Annotated in this window: 1 protein-coding gene; it reads left to right on the top strand. The window is 73.2% G+C overall.

All coding sequences use genetic code 11. The features are described from left to right. The first annotated feature begins 24 nt into the window (after nucleotides 1–24). Complete coding sequence (locus ACIA8X_RS35625) at nucleotides 25–17,442, top strand: type I polyketide synthase (protein ID WP_399460027.1); 17,418 nt, start codon at nucleotides 25–27, stop codon at nucleotides 17,440–17,442. The last annotated feature ends 9 nt before the right edge of the window (nucleotides 17,443–17,451 follow it).

Genomic DNA, 17,451 nt, shown 5'->3' with positions numbered 1-17,451 from the left:
GCTCTTTCGAAGGACAAGGAACAGATGGCGAACGAGGAAAAGCTCCGCGAATACCTCAAGCGTGCTATCGCCGACGCCCAGGACGCCCACCTTCGACTGCGCGAGGCCGAGGCCAAGGACCACGAGCCGATCGCCATCGTCGGGATGGGCTGCCGCTTCCCGGGCGGCGTCGCCTCGCCGGAGGACCTGTGGGGGCTGGTGAGCGGTGGTGGGGACGGCATCACACAGTTCCCCACCGACCGCGGCTGGGACCTGGACGCCCTGTTCGCGACCGACACGGAGCGGACGTCCGGCACCTCGGCCACCCGCGAGGGCGGATTCCTGCACGAGGCCGCCGAGTTCGACGCCGAAGCGTTCGGCATCAGCCCACGCGAGGCCCTGGCGATGGACCCGCAGCAACGGCTGCTGCTGGAGACCTCGTGGGAGGCCCTTGAACGCGCGGGCATCGACCCGACCTCCCTGCGCGGCACGGCGACCGGCGTCTTCGCCGGCCTCATGTACCACGACTACGCCTCCCGCCTGCGGGAAGTGCCCAAGGACGTCGCCGGGTTCCTCGCCAACGGCAACGCGGGCAGCGTCTTCTCCGGGCGCATCGCCTACGTCTTCGGCTTCGAGGGACCCGCCGTCACCATCGACACCGCCTGCTCCTCGTCCCTCGTCGCCCTGCACCTCGCCTGCCAGTCCCTGCGCTCCGGCGAGTGCGAGACGGCGCTCGCGGGAGGCGTGACGGTGATGGCCGCGCCCACCACGTTCGTCGAGTTCTCCCGGCAGGGCGGACTCGCCGGGGACGGCCGGTGCAAGGCCTTCGCCGACGACGCCGACGGCACCGGATGGGCCGAGGGCGCCGGCGTCCTCGTCCTGGAGCGCCTCTCCGAGGCCCGGCGTCTGGGCCACCCGGTCCTCGCCGTGATCCGCGGCAGCGCCGTCAACCAGGACGGCGCGTCCAACGGCCTCAGCGCGCCCAACGGTCCCGCGCAACAGCGCGTCATCCGCCGCGCGCTGGAATTCGCCCGGCTCACCACCGCCGACGTGGACGCCGTCGAGGCGCACGGCACCGGCACCCGGCTCGGCGACCCCATCGAGGCCCAGGCCCTGCTCGCCACCTACGGCAAGGGACGGGACGAGAAGAACCCCGTCTGGCTCGGCTCCGTGAAGTCCAACATCGGGCACACCCAGGCGGCGGCCGGCGCGGCCGGTGTCATCAAGATGGTCATGGCGCTGCGCGCCCGCCACCTGCCGCCCACCCTGCACGCCGACCGGCCCAGCTCCCACATCGACTGGTCGGCGGGCGCCGTCCGCCTCCTCACCGAGGCCCGGCCCTGGCCCGACGCCGAACGCCCCCGCAGGGCCGCCGTGTCCTCCTTCGGCATCAGCGGCACCAACGCCCACGTCGTCCTCGAAGAAGCCCCCGCGCCCACGGCCGACGACACCGACGAGGCGTCGGGCACCCTGCCCTGCGTCCCCTGGGTCCTCACCGCGCGCAGCGCCACCGCACTGGAGGCCCAGGCCGAACGCCTCGCCGCCCACGTCACCGGTTCCGACGCCTCCGCCCTCGACATCGGCCACAGCCTGGCCACCGGCCGCGCCGTCCTCGAACACCGAGCCGTCGTCCTCGGCCCCGACCGCGACACCCTGCGCGCCGCCCTCGCCGACGTCACCGGCATCGCCGCCGTCAAGGGCGCGGTCACCGAGGGCCGCACCGCATGGCTGTTCACCGGTCAGGGCAGCCAGCGCCCCGGCATGGGCCGCGAACTGTACGCCGCGCATCCCGCGTACGCGCGTGCCTTCGACGAGGTATGCGCCCTGCTCGACACCGAACTCGGCGGCGCACCCGGCTTCGACGCGCCCGTGCGCGACGTGTGCTTCGCCGAACCCGGAACCCCCGAGGCCGCGCTGCTGGGCCGCACCGGCTACGCCCAGACGGCCATCTTCGCCGTCGAGGCCGCCCTCGTCGCCCTGCTGCGCGGCTGGGGCGCCGAGCCCGACGTCGTGATCGGCCACTCGATCGGCGAGATCGTCGCCGCCCACGCCGCCGGTGCCCTCGAACTCCCCGACGCCGTACGGCTGGTGGCCGCCCGGGCCCGGCTCATGCAGGCGCTCCCGGACGGCGGCGCGATGGCCGCGATCGAGGCCGACGAGAGCGAGGTCACCACACTCCTCACCACGGGCGCCGTCATCGCCGCCGTCAACGGACCGCGCGCCGTCGTGGTCTCCGGCACCGAGCAGGCAGTCGTACGGATCATGGAGGCGGCACGCGAACGCGAACTGCGCGTGGCCCGGCTGCGGGTCAGCCACGCGTTCCACTCCCCGCTCATGGCCCCCATGACCGACGAGTTCGCCGAGGCCATCGCGGGCATCGCCCATCGCCGCCCCGTCCTGCCCGCCGTCAGCACCCTCACCGGACGGGCCGCCGCCGACGACTGGGCGAGCCCCGACTACTGGGTACGTCAGGTCCGCGACGCCGTACGCTTCCACGCCGCCGTCCGCACCGCCACCACCGAACTCGGCGTCACCCGCTTCCTCGAGATCGGCGCGGACCCCGTCCTCACCGGCCTCGTCCAGACCGCCGCCCCCGGCACCACCGCCGTGGCCACCCTGCGCGCGGGGCGCGACGAGTGCGGCTCTGTGCTCACCGCGCTCGCCGAGATGTTCGTACGGGGCGCCACCGCCGACTGGACCGCCGTGTTCACCGGCACCGGCGCCCGCCGTACCGACCTGCCCACCTACGCCTTCCAGCGGCACCGCTACTGGCTGGACGCCACCCGGCCCGCCTCCGACGCCCGCGGCCTCGGCCTCGGGGTCGCCGGGCACCCGCTGCTGGGCGCCGCCGTCGCCGTAGCCGGCTCCGACAACGTCCTGCTCACCGCCCGCCTGTCCGTCGCCACCACCCCGTGGCTCGCCGACCACCTGGTCGGCGGACTCGCCGTCGTCCCGGGCACCGCCCTCGTCGAACTCGCCGTCCAGGCAGGCCTGCGCGTCGACTGCGACCACCTCGACGAACTCACCCTGCAGGCCCCCCTGATCCTCCCCGAGCAGGGCGCGGCCCAGGTCCAGGTCGTCATCGACGCCGCCACCGACGACGGCCGCCGCGCCGTGCGCGTCTACGCCCGCGTCGAGGACGCCGAGATCGAACAGGCCTGGACGCTCCACGCGACCGGCACGGTGAGCGACCGCACCACGCCCGGCGATGACTGGAACCTGCGCGCCTGGCCGCCCGTCGACGCCGAGCCCGCCGACCTCGCCGGCCTCCACGACCGCCTCACCGACGTCGGTCTCCAGTACGGCCCCGCCTTCCGGGGCATCTCCCGCGTCTGGCGGAACGCCGACGACTGGTACGTCGAGGCCACCCTCCCCGAGCCCATCGCCGACGGCGCCGCCGCCTTCGGCCTGCACCCCGCCCTCCTCGACACCGTGCTCCACGCCCTCGCCCTGCGCGGCGGCGACGACCGGACCGCACTCCTGCCGTTCCTGTGGTCCGGCGTGACCCTCACGGCGGTCGGAGCCTCGTCGGTCCGGGCCCGGCTGCGTATGCGCGGCGAGGGCGAGATCGGCCTGCGCGTCGCCGACGCGACGGGCGAACCGGTGGCCACGGTCAACTCTCTCCTCCTGCGCCCCGTCTCGACGACGGAACTCGTTGCCCAGCAGGCCACGCAGGACACCGAGCACCTCTACCGCGTGGAGTGGACCGCGGCCGCCGCGCCGACCACCGAACGGCAGACGGCCGGCACGGTCGTCATAGGCGACTCGGCTCGCGGTCTCGACGCCTCGGTCCACCCCGACCTGGACGCGCTGCGCTCCGCCCTCGACGCCGGGGCCGACACTCCGCGCCGGGTCCTGCTGCCCGTCGCCGCCGACGGCCCCGTCGCGGACGTCCTCGCCGGGACGCTGTCGGTGGTGCAACGGTGGCTCGCCGAGCCACAGTTCGCCGACTCCCGCCTGGTGATCGTGACGACGGACGGCGTCGCCGTGACACCGGAGGAGAGCCCCGCCCCGACCGCCGCCGGCGTCTGGGGCCTGCTGCGTTCCGCCATGAACGAGCACCCCGGCCGCTTCGCCCTCCTCGACATCGACGACAGCGAGCTGCCCCCCGCCGCCCTGCTCACCGACGACACCGACCAAGTCGTCCTGCGGGACGGCCAGCTGTGGGTGCCGCGGATGGTGCGGATGGCGTCCGGTGGGGTACTGGTGCCGCCTGTCGGGGTGGGTGCTGGGTGGCGGATGGATGTGGTGGCTCAGGGGCGGCTGGATGGTGTGGGGCTGGTCGCTGAGCAGCCGCGTGTCCTTGGCTCCGGTGAGGTGAGGGTCGCGGTGCGGGCGGCGGGGGTGAACTTCCGGGACGTGCTGAGTGTCCTCGGGATGTATCCGGGGGATGCGGGGCGGCTGGGGCATGAGGGTTCCGGTGTGGTCGTGGAGGTGGGCCCTGGGGTGACCGGGCTTGCTGTCGGTGATCGGGTGATGGGTCTGCTGGACGGGGCGTTCGCTCCGTCGGCTGTGACTGATGCGCGGTTGTTGGCGCGGGTGCCGGAGGGGTGGTCGTTCGAGCAGGCGGCGTCGGTGCCGATCGTGTTCCTGACGGCCTACTACGCCCTGGTGGAGTTGGCCGGTCTGGAGGCGGGGGAGTCGGTGCTGATCCATGCCGCTGCTGGTGGTGTGGGGATGGCTGCGGTGCAGCTTGCCCGGCATCTGGGGGCCGAGGTGTATGCGACGGCGAGTGAGCCGAAGTGGCCGGTGGTGCGTGAGCTGGGGGTCCCGGAGGAGCGGATTGCGTCGTCGCGGACGACGGAGTTCGAGGAGCGGTTCGGGCCGGGTGTGGATGTGGTGCTGGACTCGCTCGCGGGTGAGTTCGTGGACGCGTCGTTGCGGTTGGTGCGTCCGGGTGGCCGGTTTGTGGAGATGGGCAAGACCGATGTCCGCGACGCCGAACAGGTGCGGGCCGAGCACGGGGTGGTGTACCGCTCGTTCGACTTGATGGACGCCGGCCCGGACCGGATCGCCGAGATGTGGGCTGCGCTGCTGGACCTGTTCGAGCGGGGCGCGCTGCGGCCCGTGAAGGCGACTTCGTACGACCTCTCGAGGGCCCCGGAGGCGCTGCGCCTGCTGGGTCAGGCCAGGCACGTCGGGAAGGTCGTCCTCTCGGTGCCGTCGCCGTGGGGCGGCGAGGGCACGGTGCTGATCACGGGCGGGACCGGTGGGCTGGGCGCGGAGGTCGCCCGGCACCTGGTCACCGCGCACGGCGTACGGGACCTGCTGCTGGTCTCCCGGCGCGGGCTGGAGGCTCCGGGTGCTGCCGAACTCCAGGCGGAGCTCGAGGGGTTGGGCGCCCGTGTCGGTGTTCAGGCGTGTGATGTGACCGATCGTGAGGCGCTGGCCGCCATCCTGGCTGGGGTCGATCTGTCCGGTGTGGTGCATGCGGCGGGTGTTCTCGATGACGGTCTGATCGGTGATCTGACGGCTGAGCGCGTCGGCGGGGTAGTGGCGGCGAAGGCCGAATCGGCCCTGCACTTGCATGAGTTGACGGCTGACCGTGACCTGTCCGCGTTTGTGTTGTTCTCGTCGTTCGCGGGTGTGGTGGGTAATGCCGGTCAGGCGGCGTACTCGGCTGCGAACAATGTCCTGGACGCTTTGGCGGTGGTCCGTCGTGCTCAGGGTCTGCCGGCCGTGTCGCTTGCGTGGGGCATGTGGGCGAACGCCGACGGTATGGGCGGGACGCTGGGCGAGGCCGAGCTGGAGCGGATGGCGCGGCAGGGCTTCCCAGCGCTGGAGACCGGCGAGGGCCTGGCCCTGCTTGATGCGGCTCTGCTGGTGAACGAACCGGTCGCCGTCCCCGTCGCGCTGCGTACCACCGCCTTGGCGGCCGTTCGCGACAGCCTCCCCGGCATCCTGCAGGGCCTCGTGCCCGCCGCCGACCGGCGACGGCGCGCCGTCGGTCGAGCGGAGGCCGCGGCCACCACCGGGCTGGTCCGCAAGCTGGCCGAACTCCAGCCGGCCGAGCAGGAGCGTCAGTTGCTGGACCTGGTGCAGGCGCAGGTGGCCGCGGTGCTCGGCCATGCGTCCGCAGGGTCGGTCGACGCGTCCCGTGCCTTCAAGGACCTCGGGTTCGACTCGCTCACCGCCGTCGACCTGCGCAACCGGCTGAGCACCGCCACCGGCATCACACTGCCCGCCACCCTCGTCTTCGACCACCCCACGCCCACGGCCCTCGCCGACTTCCTCAAGACCCAGCTGCTGGGTGGGGAGCACACCTCGGACGGCACCGCGGTTGCCGCAACCCGCACACGTACGGCTTTGGATGAGCCGGTTGCGATTGTGGGGATGGGGTGTCGTTTCCCGGGTGGTGCGGTTTCGGCCGAGGGGTTGTGGGGTGTGGTCGCTGAGGGGCGGGATGGGTTGTCGGCGTTGCCGGCGGATCGTGGTTGGGATCCTGCCTTGTTGGAGGGGCTTGCGGCGGTCGGTGGTTTCGTCGAGGGCGCGGCGTTGTTCGACGCGGAGTTGTTCGGGATCTCGCCGCGTGAGGCGCTCGCGATGGATCCGCAGCAGCGGTTGCTGTTGGAGACGGCGTGGGAGGCGTTGGAGGACGCGGGGATCGACCCGATGTCGCTGCGTGGCACGTCGACGGGTGTCTACGCCGGCGTCTCCGGAAGCGGTTACGGCGGGAACATGCAGAGCCCGCAGGGGGAGACCGGTGGCTATCTTCTGACGGGCAGTACGCCGAGTGTGGCGTCGGGGCGTTTGTCGTATGTGTTCGGGCTGGAGGGTCCGGCGGTGTCGGTGGACACCGCCTGCTCGTCGGCCCTGGTCGCCCTGCACTTGGCCGTTCAGGCACTGCGCTCGGGTGAGTGCGATCTGGCTCTGGCCGGTGGCGCGACGGTGATGGCGACGCCGGGCATCTTTCTGGAGTTTGCGCGGCAGGGTGGGCTGGCTGGTGACGGGCGGTGCAAGTCGTTTGCCGACAGTGCTGATGGGACGGGTTGGGCTGAGGGCGGGGGCGTTCTCGTCCTGGAGCGGTTGTCGGATGCCCGCCGCCAGGGCCGTCCGGTGCTGGCGGTGGTGCGGGGCAGCGCGGTCAATCAGGATGGTGCGTCCAATGGGCTGACCGCGCCGAACGGTCCGTCGCAGCAGCGGGTGATCCGGCAGGCGTTGGCTGCCGCGGGAGTCGATGCGGCTGAGGTGGACGTGGTCGAGGCGCACGGCACGGGTACCCGGCTCGGTGATCCGATCGAGGCGCAGGCCTTGCTGGCGACGTACGGACAGGCCAGGTCGGACGAGGATCCGCTGTGGCTGGGTTCGGTGAAGTCGAACCTCGGGCATGCGCAGGCGGCGGCGGGTGTGGCGGGTGTGGTGAAGATGGTGATGGCGCTGCGCCGTGAGCGTCTGCCGCGCACGCTGTATGTGGATGAGCCGTCCTCGCATGTGGACTGGTCGACGGGTGCGGTGGAGCTGTTGCGCGAGGAGCGGGCGTGGCCGCGTGGTGAGCGGCCGCGTCGGGCGGGTGTGTCGTCGTTCGGGATCAGTGGCACCAACGCCCACGTCATCCTCGAAGAAGCCCCCACCGCGCCGTCTCCGCGCCGGCCGGAGTCTCCGACTCACGTGCCCGTCATTCCCTGGGTGCTGTCGGGTCGCAGCCGGCAGGCCATGGACGCGCAGGCGGAGACGCTCGACACGTTCCTCTCCGAACGGCCCGAACTGTCCCCGCTCGACGTGGGGTTGTCCCTGGCCACGTCGCGTACGGCGCTTGAGCACCGGGCCGTCCTCCTGGGCCCGGACATCGACACCCTGCGGTCGGGGCTCGCCCAGCCTGCCGTGACCGGGGTCGTCACCGAGGGTCGTACGGCATGGATGTTCACCGGTCAGGGCAGCCAGCGCCTGGGGATGGGGCGTGAACTGCACGCGCATTACCCGCAGTTCGCGCGCGTCTTCGATGGGACGGTCGCGCTGCTGGAGGCCGAGCTGTCCGGCGCGGAAGGTTTCCCGTTCCCGCTGCGGGACGTGCTGTTCGCCGAGGACGGCTCCAAGGAGGCCGCCCTCCTCGACCGCACCGGCTACGCACAGGCAGCCCTCTTCGCCGTCGAAACCGCACTCGCGGCGTTGCTGGATTCCTGGGGCCTGCACGCCGACGTGGTGCTGGGCCATTCGATCGGCGAATACGCCGCCGCGTACACGGCCGGAGTCTTCCAACTCCCGGACGTCGTACGGCTGGTGGCCGCCCGCGCCCGCCTGATGCAGGCGCTGCCGGAGGGCGGTGCGATGGCCGCCGTGGAGGCGGCCGAGGAGGAGATCGCCGAGCTGCTGACCTCCGACGACGTGACGATCGCCGCCGTCAACGGACCGGCCGCCCTCGTCGTCTCCGGCACCGAAGAAGGCGTCGAGCGGGTCATGGCCGCCGTCCGCGAGCGCGGTCGCCGGGTCACCCGCCTGCGTGTGTCCCACGCCTTCCACTCCCCGCTGATGGAGCCGATGCTCGACGAGTTCGCCACGATCGCCGAGCAGATCACCTACCGTCGGCCGACGCTGCCGGCCGTCAGTACCCTGACCGGTGCCGCGCTCGGCGACGGTGACTGGACCACTCCCGGTTACTGGGTGCGCCAGGTGCGCGAGGCCGTCCGTTTCCATGACGCCGCCCGCACGGCTGTCGAGGACCTCGGCGCCGTACGCTTCCTCGAACTCGGCCCCGATCCGGTGCTGTCCGCCACGGTGGAACCGGCGTTCGCCGTCTCCGCGCTGCGCCGGAACCGGCCCGAGGCGGAGACCGCACTTCGTGCCGTCGCCGAGCTGTACGTCCGCGGCACCGCCGTCGACTGGTCGGCCGTGTTCGAGGGCAGCGGTGCCGTACGCGTCGCGTTGCCGACGTACGCGTTCCAGCGTGAGCGGTACTGGCTGCGCGACGCCGGATCGGCCGGCGACGCGCGTGGCCTCGGGCTGAAAGCCGCCGATCACCCGCTGCTCGGCGCGGCCGTCCCCGTGGCCGGATCGGATGCCGTCCTGCTGACCGCACGGCTGTCGACGGCCGGCGCACCGTGGCTAGCGGACCACGTCGTGGGCGAGGTCGTCGTCGTACCGGGAACGGCGCTGGTCGAACTCGCCCTGGCGGCAGCCGACCGCGTCAGCTGCGACCGCATCGATGAACTCACCCTCCAGGCCCCGCTGGTGCTCCCCGAGGGGGGCGCCGTCCAGATGCAGATCGCGCTCGACGCGCCCGACGACGGCACAGGCGTCCGCCCGCTGCGTCTGTACGCCCGCCCGGACAACACCGACGACGACAGCCTCTGGACCCTGCACGCCGAGGGAACGGTCAGCGGCGGCACGGAACCCGCCCGGTCCTCGGAGCTGCGGGCCTGGCCTCCGACGGACGCCGCACAGGTCGACATGGCCGGGCTGTACGACAGGCTCGCCGAGCGGGGCCTGCGCTATGGCACCGCGTTTCGTGGCCTGCGGCAAGTCTGGGCCCGGGGCGAGGAACTGTACGTCGAGGCCGAGCTGCCCGAAGGCGTGGCCACCGAGGCGACCTCCTTCGGACTGCACCCGGCACTGCTCGACGCGGTGCTGCACGCACTGGCCCTGCGAGCGGATGAACAGCATGGTGCCCTGCTGCCGTTCGCCTGGACAGGTGTGTCCTGCCACGCCGTCGGCGCGAACCTCGTCCGCGTCCGGATCGTCCCCCGCGGTTCGGGCACCTACGCCCTCCAGATCGCCGACGCCACCGGCGCCCCGGCCGCCACCGTGGAGTCGCTGTTGCTGCGCCCGGCGTCGCCCGCCCAGTTCGCCGCCGGCGGCGCCGCCACGAGCGCCGAGCATCTCTACCGCGTGGAGTGGACCCCCGCCCCCGTCGAGCCCACCGCCGACCTGGCCGGCCCGGTGACCGTCCTGCATGCGCCGGAGTCTGCCGAACCGTGGCACGGGGCCGGTCTCACCCTCGTTCGGTGCGACGGCGACGTACCCGACACCGTCCTGCTTCCGGTCCGCCGTGGGGCGGGTATGGCCGCGGTGACGGACGTACTGGCGGCCGTCCGGGAATGGGTCGCCGAGGAGCGTTTCGCCACCGCACGCCTGGTGGTCGTGACCAACGCAGCCGTGGCGGTGCGGGACGGCGAGACACCCGACGTCGGCGGCGCCGGCGTCTGGGGCCTGCTGCGCTCCGCCATGAACGAGCACCCCGGCCGCTTCACCCTCGTCGACATCGACGACGACCCCGCGTCCTACCGCCTGGCCGCCACCCGCTTCGAGGACCAGCAGGTCGCGATCCGGGCGGGCGAGGTGTGGGTGCCGCGGATGGTGCGGATGGCTTCGGGTGGGGTGCTGACGCCGCCCGTGGGGATGGGCACCGGGTGGCGGATGGATGTGGTGGCTCAGGGGCGGCTGGACGGTGTGGGGCTCGTCTCCGAGGAGCCGCGTGTCCTTGGCCCCGGCGAGGTGCGGGTCGCGGTGCGGGCGGCCGGCGTCAACTTCCGTGACGTGCTGAACGTCCTCGGGATGTATCCGGGGGATGCGGGGCGGCTGGGGCATGAGGGTGCCGGTGTGGTCGTCGAGGTGGGTCCGGATGTGAGCGGACTCGCTGTCGGTGATCGGGTGATGGGTCTGCTGGACGGGGCGTTCGCTCCGACGGCTGTGACTGATGCGCGGTTGTTGGCGCGGGTGCCGGAGGGGTGGACGTTCGAGCAGGCGGCGTCCGTACCGATCGTGTTCCTGACCGCCTACTACAGCCTGATGGACCTCGCCGGTCTGGAGGCGGGGGAGTCGGTGCTGATCCACTCCGCTGCCGGTGGTGTGGGGACGGCGGCCGTACAGCTCGCCCGGCACCTGGGGGCCGAGGTGTTCGCGACCGCCAGTGAGCCGAAGTGGCCGGTGGTGCGCGAACTGGGTGTCCCTGCCGAGCGCATCGCCTCGTCCCGTACGACGGAGTTCGAGGAGCGGTTCGGGCCGGGCGTCGATGTGGTGCTGGACTCGCTCGCGGGTGAGTTCGTGGACGCTTCGCTGCGGCTCGTACGTCCCGGTGGCCGATTCGTGGAGATGGGCAAGACCGACATCCGCGACGCCGAGCAGGTGCGGGCCGAGCACGGCATCGACTACACCTCCTTCGACCTCATCGACGCGGGCCCCGATCGCATCGCGGAGATGTTCGCGGCGCTGCTGGAGCTTTTCGAGCGGGGTGCCCTGCGGCCCGCCCCGGTCACCGCCTACGGCATCGCGCGTGCGCCGGAGGCGTTGCGGCTGCTGGGCCAGGCCAGGCATGTCGGGAAGGTCGTCCTCACGGTGCCGTCGCCTTGGAGTGGCGAAGGCACGGTGCTGATCACGGGCGGCACCGGTGGGCTGGGCGCGGAGGTCGCCCGGCACCTGGTCACCGCGCACGGAGTGCGGGACCTGCTGCTGGTCTCCCGGCGCGGGCCGGAGGCTCCTGGTGCTTGCGAACTTGTCGCGGGTCTCGAAGAGTTGGGTGCCCGTGTCCGGGTCCGGGCGTGTGATGTGACCGACCGGGCGGCGCTGGCCACGGCCCTGGACGGCGTCGACCTGTCCGCTGTGGTGCACGCGGCGGGTGTACTCGACGACGGTCTGATCGCCGACTTCACTGAGCAGCGGTTGGCCGCTGTGCTGGCGGCGAAGGCCGAATCGGCTCTGCATCTGCATGAGTTGACGGCCGAACGTGACCTGTCCGCCTTTGTGCTGTTCTCTTCCTTCGCGGGTGTGGTGGGCAACGCCGGTCAGGCTGCCTACGCGGCCGCGAACAACGCCCTGGACGCCCTCGCGGCCACCCGCCGAGCCCAGGGACTGCCCGCAGTGTCGCTGGCCTGGGGCATGTGGGCCACCGCCGACGGCATGGGCGGAACGCTGGACGAGGCCGAGCTGGAGCGGATGGCGCGCCGGGGCTTCCCGGCGCTGGAGACCGGCGAAGGCCTGGCCCTCCTCGACGCGGCACTCGTCGTCGACGAGCCCACCGCCGTCCCCGTCGCCCTGCGCACCCCCGCCCTGGCCGCCGTACGAGACTCCCTGCCCGCCATTCTGCGGGGCGTCGTGCCCGCCGCCGACCGCCGACGTCGGGCCGCCGGCCCGGCCGGGAGCGGGGGTGCCCTGGCCGGACGGCTGGGCGAGCTGTCCGTCGAGGCGCAGGAGCGCGAACTGCTGGACCTGGTGCAGGCGCAGGTGGCCGCCGTGCTGGGCCATGCGTCCGCGGGCTCGGTCGACGCGTCCCGTGCCTTCAAGGACCTCGGGTTCGACTCGCTCACGGCCGTTGATCTGCGCAACCGGCTCGGCTCCGCCACCGGCGTCACCCTCCCGGTGACGGTCATCTTCGACCACCCGACGCCGGCCGCGCTGGCCGAGTCCTTGCGTGAGCAGCTCGTCGGTGCGTCGGCCGACGACACGACGGAGGAGATCGCCCCGCGTGGTGCGGGGCTCGCCGACGAGCCCATCGCCGTCATCGGCATGGGCTGCCGCTACCCCGGCGGCGTGGACTCGCCCGAAGCGCTGTGGGAGTTGGTGGCCGCGGGCGGTGACGGCATCACGCCGTTCCCCCTCGACCGCGGCTGGAACATGAAGACGCTGGAGGGCGTGGCGGCGGTCGGCGGATTCGTCGACGGCGCGACCGAGTTCGACGCCGAGCTGTTCGGGATCTCGCCGCGAGAGGCCCTCGCCATGGACCCGCAGCAGCGGTTGCTGCTGGAGACTGCCTGGGAGGCACTGGAGCGCGCGGGCATCGACCCGTTCTCGCTCCAGGGTTCGGCGACCGGTGTGTACGCGGGCGTGTCCGCGAACGGGTACGCCAGTGGGCAGGAGGACGACGACGCCGACCCGGAGACCGACGGCTATCTGCTGACCGGGAGTACGCCGAGTGTGGCGTCGGGGCGTTTGTCGTATGTGTTCGGGCTGGAGGGTCCGGCGGTGTCGGTGGACACCGCCTGCTCCTCGGCCCTGGTCGCCCTGCACCTGGCCGCCCAGGCGCTGCGGGCCGGTGAGTGCGACATGGCCCTGGCCGGTGGCGCCACCGTGATGGCGACGCCCGGCATGTTCCTGGAGTTCGCGCGGCAGGGCGGACTGGCCGGTGACGGGCGGTGCAAGTCCTTCGCCGACAGTGCCGACGGCACCGGGTGGAGCGAGGGCGGGGGCATGCTCGTGCTGGAGCGGCTTTCGGACGCCCGGCGCCTCGGGCACCCGGTGCTGGCGGTGGTGCGCGGCAGCGCCGTGAACCAGGACGGGGCCTCCAACGGGCTCACCGCGCCCAACGGCCCGTCCCAGCAGCGCGTGATCCGCCAGGCGCTGAAGGCGGCCCGCGTCTCGCCCGCCGAGGTCGACGTGGTCGAGGCACACGGCACCGGCACCCGGCTCGGCGACCCCATCGAGGCCCAGGCCCTGCTCGGGACGTACGGACAGGCCCGTACCGACGACGAACCGCTGTGGCTCGGGTCGGTCAAGGCGAACATCGGGCATGCCCAGGCGGGCGCCGCGGCGGCGAGCGTCATCAAGATGGTCATGGCGCTCCAGCGGCGTCACCTGCCCCGGACCCTCCACGTGGACCGGCCCTCCGAGCACATCGACTGGGAGTCCGGAGCGGTACGGCTGCTCACCGAACCCCGGGACTGGGAGGCGGCCGGGCATCCGCGCCGCGCCGGTGTGTCGTCGTTCGGCATCAGTGGCACCAACGCCCACGTCATCCTTGAGGAAGCCCCGGCCGCCGCGGAGAGCGTGGGCGGACGGGAGCCGGCCGGCACCCGCGATCCCGGGGACGACGCCGGTACCGGTCCCTCGCTCGTGCCCTGGGTGGTGTCCGGCCGTACCGACCGGGCGACCCGGGCACAGGCAGCGCGGCTGACGGGCCTCCTCTCCGCCGGGGACCCCCCTGCCCCCGCCGCCATCGCACACGCGCTGGCCACGACCCGTGCCGTGCTGGACCACCGTACCGTCGTCCTCGGCGCCGACCTTGAACAACTGCGCGCCGGGGTCGAGGCGTTGGCGGCCGAAGATGCCCCCGTGAACGGGCCCGCCACGGTCGTGGCCGGCACCGTCGGTGAGGGCCGCACGGCGTGGATGTTCACCGGGCAGGGCAGTCAGCGGCCCGGCATGGGGCGCGAACTCCACGCCACCTACCCGGTGTTCGCGCAGGCGCTGGACGCCGTGTGCGAGCTGCTCGAAGCCGAACTCGGACCCGAGGGCGGATTCCCGCGTCCGCTGCGGGAGGTGCTGCTCGTCGAGGCCGACGGTCAGCAGGACGACGCCCACCCGCTCGACGCCACCGGCTACGCGCAGTCGGCCCTCTTCGCCCTGCAAGTGGCCCTGGTCGAGCTCCTCAGGTCCTGGGGCGTACGCCCGGACCTCGTGCTCGGCCACTCGGTGGGCGAGCTGGCCGCTGCCTACGCCGCCGGAGTCTTCGAACTGCCGGACGCGGTACGGCTGGTGGCAGCCCGTGCACGGCTGATGCAGGCCCTGCCCGAGGGCGGCGCGATGGCCGCCGTGGAGGGCACCGAGGCCGAGGTGACGGAGCTGCTGAAGGGGCTGTCCGGCGCCGGTCAGATCGCCGTCGCCGTCGTCAACGGGCCGTCGTCCGTGGTCGTGTCCGGCGACGAGCAACTGGTCGTCGAGGCGATGGACGTGGCGCGCGGGCAGGGGCGGAGGGTGTCCCGGCTGCAGGTCAGCCACGCCTTCCACTCGCCGCTGATGGACCCGATGCTCGCCGACTTCGCCACCGTCGCCGAGACGATCGCCTACCGCCGCCCGACGCTCCCCGCCGTGAGCACCGCCACGGGCGAGCCCCTCACGACACAGTGGGCGTCCGCCGCCTATTGGGTGGACCAGGTGCGCCGTCCCGTGCGCTTCCACGACGCCCTCACCACGGCCACCACCGGCCACGGCGCGACCCGGCTCCTGGAACTCGGCCCCGACCCGGTCCTGACCGCGCTCGCCCGTTCCTCATCGGACGGACGGGTCACCGCCGCAGCCGCTCTGCGGAGCGGCCGTCCTGAGGCCGAGACGCTGCTCACGGCCGTCGCCGAACTCTTCGTCCGTGGCATGAAGACCGACTGGGCCGCCGTCAACGCGGCCGCCGACCCCACGAACGACTCGGCCGGTGCGCGCGTCGAGCTGCCCACCTACGCCTTCCAACGCCGCCGCTACTGGCTGCGCGACCGCCGGGCACAGCGCGCCCTGGGCACACAACAGCCCGGCACCGACGGCGGTTTCTGGAACCTCGTCGACGGCGGCGACCCCACCGCACTCGCCGACCGGCTCGGCGTCAGCCCCGACGCGTCCCTCGACTCCCTGCTGCCGGTGCTGTCCGACTGGCGCAGGCGGCAGAGCGAGGCGTCCGAACTCGCCGCCTGGCGCTACGCGGTCACCTGGAAGCCGGTCGGCGTACCGGCCGCCACGCTCAGCGGCAGCTGGCTGGTCGTCGCCCCCGAGCAGGTGACGGCCGACCAGGACGGCTTCGTCGAACAGTGCGCGCGGTCCCTGCGCGACGCCGGCGCCCAGGTCACCGTCCTGACCGTCGGAAACCACGACAGCCGTACGGCACTCGCCGCCCGGGTCCGTGAACTGGCCCCGGACGGTGCGCTGTCCCTGCTCGGCTGGGCCGAGGAGCAGGCGAAGGGCAAGGAACAGCAGAAGGACAAGGGACAGCCGAAGGACAAGGGACAGCCGAAGGACAAGGGACAGCCGCCCGCCGCCACCGGGCTCACCCTGCTGCTCGCCCAGGCCTGGGCCGACGCGGTCGGCGGCACCGGCGCGCCGCTGTGGTGCGCGACCCGGTCGGCCGTGTCCGTCGGCACCGGGGATCCGCTCCAGCACCCCGCGCAGGCACAGCTGTGGGGACTCGGCCGCAGCCTCGCGCTCGAACACCCCGACATCTGGGGCGGGTTGGCCGACCTGCCGGCCCGGCCCGGACACCGGGACCTGACCCGGCTCGCCCAACTGCTCGCCCACGGCCGCTCCACCACCTGGTCCGAGGACCAGCTCGCCGTCCGCGCGGGCGGCGTCTTCGCCGCGCGCTTCGTACGGGACGACGGCCCCGGCACCGCCCACCCCGCAAGCGCCCTCACGGACGGCACCCACGGCACCGTACTGATCACCGGCGGCACCGGAGCGCTCGGGCGGCACCTCGCCCGACGGCTCGCCGAACGGGGCGCCAGGCATCTGCTGCTCGCCTCCCGGCGCGGCGCCGACGCCCCGGGCGCCACCGAACTGCGCGACGAACTCGCCGCACTCGGCGCCCGCGTCACCCTGGCCGCCTGCGACCTCACCGACCGGGACGATGTCCGCGCCCTGATCGACGGCATCGGCGAGGAAACCCCGCTGACCGGCGTCGTGCACGCCGCCGGCATCCCCGCCAACGGCGTCCTCGGCGACCTCACCCCACGGCACCTCGCCGACGCCCTCGCAGCCAAGGCCCACGCGGCCGACCTGCTGCACGAACTGACCGCAGACCGGGACCTCGGGCTCTTCGTCCTGTTCGCCTCCGTGACCGGCGTCCTCGGCAACGCCGGCCAGGCCGCCTACGCCGCCGCCAACGCCCACCTCGACGCGCTCGCCCAGCACCGCCGTGCCCTCGGACTGCCGGCCACCTCCCTGGCGTGGGGGCCCTGGGCAGGCGACGGCATGGCCGCCGACCGGGCCGCCGAGGAACGCATCCGCCGCTCCGGGCTGCGCCCCCTGCCGCCCGAGCGTGCGCTCGCCGCGCTCGACCAGGTGCTCGCCGACGACCGCCCCTGCACCACGGTGGTGGACGTCTCCTGGGACCGCTTCGCGACCGCGTTCGCCCTCGCGCGGCCCAGTGCCCTGCTCGCCGACCTTCCCGACGCGAAGAGCGCCGCCCGTAACGGCACCGGCACGGCGACCGCGCAGGCCGGCGAACTCGTCGGACAGCTGCGTGGCCTGCCGTCCGGCGAACGCGAGCGTGCCCTGGGCGACTTCGTCCAGTCCCGCGTCGCGGCGGTGCTCGGCCACGAGACACCCGCCGCGATCGACGCCGACCGCGCCTTCAAGGACTTCGGCTTCGACTCCCTGACCGCCGTCGACCTCCGCAACCAACTGATGGCCGCGACCGGACTCCGGCTCGCGACCACCCTCGTCTTCGACCACCCCACCCCGGCCGCGCTCGCCCGCCACCTCCACACCGAGCTCTTCCCGGACGACACCGCGGACAGCTCCACGCAGGACGTGACGGACCTCGACGAGGCGCGCCTGCGCCGCGTCCTCGCCGCCGCCCCGCTCGCCCAGCTGCGCGACGCCGGCCTCCTGCCCGGCCTACGCACCCTCCTCGCCCAGGCTGAGGCAGCCGAACGGCGCGCCGAGGACGAGGGCGCGATCTGGTCCGAGGACACCCTCGACGAGGACACCGCCATCGCCGACCTCGCCGTCGACGACCTGGTGAACCTCGCTCTCGGCGACGCGGATGACACAGCCGACCCCGCCCCCGCCGCCGATGACGACTTCGGCTTCGACTCCGACTCCGACGAACGAGACTGACAGAGGCAT

This window comes from Streptomyces sp. NPDC051738, assembly GCF_044453205.1.
Classification (GTDB): Bacteria; Actinomycetota; Actinomycetes; order Streptomycetales; family Streptomycetaceae; genus Streptomyces.
Note: the sequence above shows the minus strand (reverse complement) of the source record. Positions and strands in the feature narration are given on the sequence as shown.

What these genes read in the sequence shown, in the direction of transcription:
- ACIA8X_RS35625 (WP_399460027.1), top strand. Translation starts at nt 25, where the DNA reads ATGGCGAACGAGGAAAAGCTCCGCGAATACCTCAAGCGTGCTATCGCC.